Origin of the sequence: Xanthomonas nasturtii (assembly GCF_001660815.1) — a bacterium.
GTDB lineage: Bacteria > Pseudomonadota > Gammaproteobacteria > Xanthomonadales > Xanthomonadaceae > Xanthomonas > Xanthomonas nasturtii.
In genome coordinates this window covers 1-6218 of the sequence record NZ_LYMI01000068.1, presented here as the reverse complement: position 1 = coordinate 6218, position 6218 = coordinate 1, and the positions used below count along the sequence as shown (strand labels likewise).

The window sequence follows — 6218 nt, the reverse complement described above, 5'->3', positions numbered from 1 at the left end:
GCGCTCTCAGGCTCTCTTGACTATTTTGTATCGCTCGACGGATCGCCTCTGTCGTAGTGGCGCTCCCATGCAGAACCTTGCCCATAGTGCTTCCTTCCATTCGTGGGAAAATAATGCACCATCAAAGACTGGGATCAAACATCGCCGCGGCTGGGCCGTTTCAGCCTGCGCGATCTGCGCGTGGCCAATGGCAGCATCAAGTTGCCCGACGGCCAGAGCGGCCCCAGCCTCACCGAAATCGAAGCCTGCTGTCAGGACTGCGCTCCAGAGACACTGGCCGCCTCTGCTCAGGCGATCAGCGAGGCATGCAACGCATGCGCGCGCCATCGATGCGCTGCTGATCGAGCGCGTCGGCACCGCTGCCCCGGACCTGCGCCCGCTGCTGACCGATCTGCGCGACCTGGAACGCTTCGTGCTGCCGCATTGGCAGGCGCGGCAGGGCATCGCAGCGGTGACCGAAGAAGGCGAGCAAGCTGCCGGCGAAGAGCCCGCGGCCACGCCAGCCACTGCCACGCGCCGCAACGGCGACATCGCCGGCCCGGACGATGTGAAACGGCGACTGGAAGAAATCTGCGCCTATTACGCCCGGCATGAACCCTCCAGCCCGGTGCCGATGCTGCTGCGTCGCGCGCAACGCCTGGTCGGCTGCGACTTCCTGGCGCTGATGAAGGAACTGGCCCCAGGCGGCATCGACGAACTGCAACGCGTCACCGGCCCGCTGGAAGACAGCTGAGCATTGCGCTCAGCCACGCCTGATTCTGCGGAGCAGCAGCAACGGCGTCGCACGCCGCTGCCGTGCTAAGAAGTACTGAAACCGAAGTGCCATCGCACCCTGCAACGCCACCCAATGTCGACGTTACCGGCACCAGTGACCAAACAGGCGCTGTGCTTACGCTCTACGATTCCCGATTCCCGATTCCCGATTCGGGAATCCCGAATCACCAGCTATACAACTGCCAATACACCTTGTTGACCTTGTCCTTCTCGGCATCGGTATGCCCGTCGTGGTCGCGGTCGTACAGGAAATAGGGCGCGCCGCGTGCCGGGGTCACCCGCACCATTTCCAGCTGGCCGTTGACGCGGTACTCGTCGACCTTGTCGCCGTTGCCCATGGTCTTGCTGGTGACATCCGCACCGGCCGGCACATCGCCGCCACCACCGCTGGTGGCACAGCCGCCGAGCAGCAGCAACGGCAGCAGCAAAAGACTTGCTCTCTTCATCGTCGTCATCCGTTTAGGTCGTCGGCCAGTATGCGCCGGCGCGGTGCGGCGTGGGTGTGCAGCGTAGAATTGGAGCATGAGCAGATTAGTCCTGATCGACGGGTCCAGTTACCTGTACCGCGCGTTCCACGCGCTTCCGCCGCTGACCAATGCCCAGGGCGAGCCCACCGGCGCCTTGTTCGGCGTGGTCAACATGCTGCGCGCCACCTTGAAGGAACGCCCCGCGTACGTCGCCTTTGTGGTGGATGCGCCGGGCAAGACGTTCCGGGATGACTTGTATGCCGACTACAAGGCAAACCGTCCCTCGATGCCGGACGATTTGCGCGCGCAGGTGCAACCCATGTGCGACATCGTGCATGCGCTGGGCATCGACATCCTGCGCATCGACGGGGTGGAAGCGGACGATGTGATCGGCACGCTGGCACTGCAAGCCGCCGCCGATGGCCTGAGCGTGACCATCTCCACCGGCGACAAGGACTTCGCCCAGCTGGTGCGCCCGGGTATCGAACTGGTCAACACCATGAGCGGCAGCCGCATGGATTCGGACGCGGCGGTGATCGCCAAGTTCGGCGTGCGGCCCAACCAGATCGTCGACCTGCTGGCGCTGATGGGCGACACCGTCGACAACGTGCCCGGCGTGGAAAAGTGCGGTCCCAAGACCGCCGCCAAATGGCTGGCCGAATACGATTCGCTCGACGGCGTCATCGCCAATGCCGACAAGATCAAGGGCAAGATCGGCGAGAATCTGCGCGCCGCCCTGCCGCGGCTGCCGCTCAACCGCGAACTGGTCACCATCAAGACCGACGTGACCCTGGCCAGCGGCCCGCGCGCGCTGGACCTGCGCGAGCCCGACACCGAGACGCTGGCGGTGCTGTACGCCCGCTACGGCTTCACCCAGGCGCTGCGCGAGATGGGCGGCGCGCCGGCACAGGCCGGGCTGTCGTCCGAACCGATGGCGCTGGGCGCTGCCGCCGCCACGGCGCGCACCGAGCCGGGGCGCGCCCGCGGTACCGGCTTCGTGTCCGGCCCGGTCAGCGCCCCGGTGGAGGTGGACCCGGCGCTGTCGGCACCCGGCCAGTACGAGACCATCCTGACCCAGCAACAGCTGGACAGCTGGATCGCCCGCCTGCGCGCCGCCGGCCAGTTCGCCTTCGATACCGAAACCGACAGCCTGGACCCGCTGCAGGCCGACCTGATCGGCCTGAGCGTGGCCGCCGAGCCCGGCCAGGCGGCCTATCTGCCGTTCGGCCACAATTTCCCCGGCGCCCCGGCCCAGCTCGACCGCGCCCAGGCGCTGGCGCAGCTGGCACCGCTGCTCACCGACCCTGGTGTGCGCAAGCTCGGCCAGCACGGCAAATACGACCTGCACGTGATGCGCCGCCACGGCATCGCCCTGGCCGGCTATCACGACGACACCTTGCTGGAGAGCTTCGTGCTCAATTCCGGCAGCGCCCGCCACGACATGGACAGCCTGGCCAAGCGCTATCTCGGCTATGACACGGTCAAGTACGAAGACGTCTGCGGCAAGGGCGCCAAGCAGATCCCGTTCGCCCAGATCAGCCTGGAAGACGCCACCCGCTACGCCGCCGAAGATGCCGACATCACCCTGCGCCTGCATCAGGTGCTTGGCCCCAGGCTGGCCGCAGAACCTGGCCTGGCGCAGGTCTACCGCGAGATCGAGATGCCGCTGGTGGAAGTGCTTGCGCGCATCGAAGCCAACGGCGTGTGCGTGGACGCGGCCGAACTGCGTCGCCAGAGCGCGGACCTGTCCAAGCGCATGCTCGCCGCCCAGCAAAAGGCCACCGAGCTGGCCGGGCGCACCTTCAACCTGGATTCGCCCAAGCAGCTGCAGGCGCTGCTGTTCGACGAGCTCAAGCTCCCCGCGGTGGTCAAGACCCCCAAGGGCCAGCCCTCGACGAATGAAGAAGCGCTGGAAGCCATCGCCGACCAGCACGAGCTGCCGCGGGTGATCCTGGAATACCGCGGCCTGACCAAGCTGCGCAGCACCTACACCGACAAGCTGCCGGAGATGATCCACCCGCAGTCCGGGCGCGTGCACACCAGCTACCACCAGGCCGGCGCCGCCACCGGGCGGCTGTCTTCGTCCGACCCCAACCTGCAGAACATCCCGATCCGCACCGAAGACGGCCGCCGCATCCGCCGCGCCTTCGTCGCACCGCCCGGGCGCAAGCTGATCGCCTGCGACTACTCGCAGATCGAGCTGCGCATCATGGCCCACCTGTCCGGCGACCCCGGCCTGGTGGGTGCGTTCGAGTCCGGGGCCGACGTGCACCGCGCCACCGCGGCGGAAGTCTTCGGCCGCACCATCGACACCGTCAGCAATGACGAACGCCGCGCCGCCAAGGCGATCAATTTCGGCCTGATGTACGGCATGAGCGCATTTGGTCTTGCCCGCGAGCTCGGCATCGGGCGCGGCGAGGCGCAGGACTACATCGCGCTGTACTTCAGCCGCTACCCGGGCGTGCGCGACTTCATGGAAACCACCCGCCAGCAGGCCCGCGACAAGGGCTACGTGGAAACCGTGTTCGGCCGCCGGCTGTATCTGGACTTCATCAACGCCGGCAGCCAGGGGCAGCGCGCCGGCGCCGAGCGCGCCGCGATCAACGCGCCGATGCAGGGTACGGCGGCCGACATCATCAAGCGCGCCATGGTCAGCGTGGACGGCTGGATCGCCGACCATGCGCAGCGCGCGCTGATGATCCTGCAGGTGCACGATGAACTGGTGTTCGAGGCCGATGCCGATTTCGTCGACACGCTGCTGAGCGAAGTCACCACGCGCATGTCGGCCGCGGCCGAATTGCGCGTGCCGCTGGTGGTTGATTCGGGCGTTGGCGATAACTGGGACGAGGCGCACTGACGCAGCGAATGGCGCTGATATGCTGAATGCGCAGACCAGACATAATGCGTATCTGGCGAACGCCGATGGAATGAATAACCGCTAAATTCTACCTTTTTTTAACAGTTATCTTCACGATCCATCAATGTGCAAAATGTTGTTATATCCCTCGACGGGCGCAACGCCTGTCGGCAGATCTCTCCCATCCCCTGGAGCAGATCTCGGAGCGGAAACTCCTCCCCAAGTTTCCGTTCCCTGGCCCCGCCGACCTCCCCCTGGTCTGCGGGGCTTTTTATTTGTGTCCTCCCAATTTTTGCGCAAGCGTTGCAGCGTGAGTTGCGATGCTGCAGGTGCCTCGGTTGCGCAGGCGCGTGGCATGTAGCGACCGCCGTCAGCGGCCCGCAACAGGCAACGCGTTCGTTTGCGCCAGCGCCAATCCATGCCGCGTTGCAGCGTAAGTGCCCGCTCAATTGACCGGGTGCGGCCATGCAGATGGCATGCTGCGACGGCGGTCTGGTAGCCACGTTACTCATTCAGGTTTATGGACGTGCCGACGTGCGCATTCATCTGTCGGCCTGCCGTCGTTGCGTTGCACACGCCAGCCCTGCACGCGCTTGCCGGGGCACGCTGCGATACGGGCGATGGTTGTGAGTTTGATCTGCAGAAGAACGGCGCGCCTCGCGTCACGCGATCGGCACCTCTGCTGCGCTGTCGCCGGGCGGCATGGTGCACCGATGACGCACAGTTGATCGAGCCCTCAGCAAGTAGCGCAGTTGCTCGCCACGCTCGCCGTAGCGTGTCCGCCAGTGCCACCACCTGCGTGGACGTCCGCCAGGACGCCCAGCCTTACGGCGGCGTTTCGATCAACCCAGCCAGTCGCGTGGAATCAGGTAATCGGCCAGGCGCGCTTCGGCACTGCCTGGCTCCGGCGTGAAGCCGTACTCCCAGCGCACCCGTGGCGGCAAACTCATCAGGATGCTCTCGGCGCGCCCACCGCTTTGCAGACCAAACAGGGTGCCGCGGTCGTAGACCAGATTGAATTCCACGTAGCGCCCACGACGGTACAGCTGGAACTCGCGTTCGCGCTCGCCACAGGGTGTGTCCTTGCGACGCTGCACGATTGGGATGTAGGCATCCAGGAAGCCATCGCCCACTGCGCGCTGATAGGCAAAGTCGCGCTCGAAATCCTGACCCAGATCGTCGAAGAACAGCCCGCCCACGCCACGCGTTTCGTTGCGGTGGCGCAGGAAAAAGTATTCGTCGCACCAACGCTTGTGCGCGGCATAGCGCTCTTGGCCAAACGGCTCGCACAGCGCCTGCGCGACGCGGTGCCAGTGCTGCACGTCCTCATCGAAGGGATAGAACGGAGTCAGGTCGAAGCCACCGCCAAACCAGGCGGCCACCACCTCGCCATCGCGCTCGGCGCGGAAGTAGCGCACGTTCATGTGTGTGGTCGGGATATACGGGTTGTGCGGATGAAACACCAGCGAGACGCCGCATGCACGCCAGGTCGCACCGGCAAGCTCGGGCCGGTGCGCACTGGCCGATGGCGGCAGGCGCGTCCCGGACACATCCGAAAAACCGATGCCGGCCTGCTCGAACACCGCTCCGTCGCGCAGGATGCGGGTCCGGCCACCGCCGCCTTCTTCGCGCTTCCAAACATCCTCTGCAAAGCGTGCCTTGCCGTCGGCAGCTTCCACAGCGGCGCAGATCCGGTCCTGCAGGCCGGTCAGGTAATCGCGTACTCGGTCGAATTCGTTCATGTCCCAATTCTAAGCGGTGCATTGCACGTGGTGCGTTCAGGCAAATGCGCCCGTCTGTCGCAGGGCGATGCGGAAGGTGGATGCTTTGCTGAAGAGCTGAAGAGCTGAAGAGCTGAAGAGCTGAAGAGCTGAAGAGCTGCTGATCTTAGAACCTGTTCACAATCTTCTGAGTAACAGTGCCAAGAAGGCCAAATGGATGAACTGCAGGCTGGTGTTGAGTTTGCGCTCGCAGTTCTTCCATAGCCTTCGGTTCTTCTCCAGCCAAGCAAAACTACGCTCGACAATCCATCGCTTGGGCATGACCTTGAAGGTGTGCAGTTCGCTGCGCTTGGCAATCTGCACCGTGAGCTGCTCGCCTAAAATCTCTCGCGCGCCGCT

General features: G+C 64.9%; 4 protein-coding genes and 1 pseudogene. 2 read left to right on the top strand and 3 right to left on the bottom strand.

Annotation, left to right across the window (positions count from 1 at the left end):
* Positions 1-141 precede the first annotated feature (141 nt).
* Positions 142-733: pseudogene (locus tag A7D16_RS19365) on the top strand (type VI secretion system protein TssA); the annotation flags it as partial.
* Between the two features lie 205 nt (positions 734-938).
* Here A7D16_RS19365 and A7D16_RS19360 read toward each other — a convergent pair.
* Entirely contained in the window at positions 939-1220 is a 282-nt protein-coding gene (locus tag A7D16_RS19360) for a DUF2782 domain-containing protein (protein WP_064634861.1), read from the bottom strand.
* 76 nt (positions 1221-1296) lie between these two features.
* Between A7D16_RS19360 and polA the strand changes: the two genes are divergently transcribed.
* The gene (gene polA / locus A7D16_RS19355; protein WP_064634860.1) at positions 1297-4098 is read left to right on the top strand and encodes a DNA polymerase I; all 2802 of its coding nucleotides are present in this window, start codon (positions 1297-1299) and stop codon (positions 4096-4098) included.
* 842 nt (positions 4099-4940) lie between these two features.
* Here the strand turns inward: polA and hemF are convergent.
* Positions 4941-5840 (bottom strand): oxygen-dependent coproporphyrinogen oxidase, encoded by a 900-nt coding sequence (hemF, locus tag A7D16_RS19350; RefSeq protein WP_064634859.1) that lies wholly within the window; start codon positions 5838-5840, stop codon positions 4941-4943.
* 156 nt (positions 5841-5996) lie between these two features.
* Positions 5997-6218: transposase (locus tag A7D16_RS19345; protein WP_153043136.1), on the bottom strand; the 222-nt coding region annotated here is incomplete at its 5' end.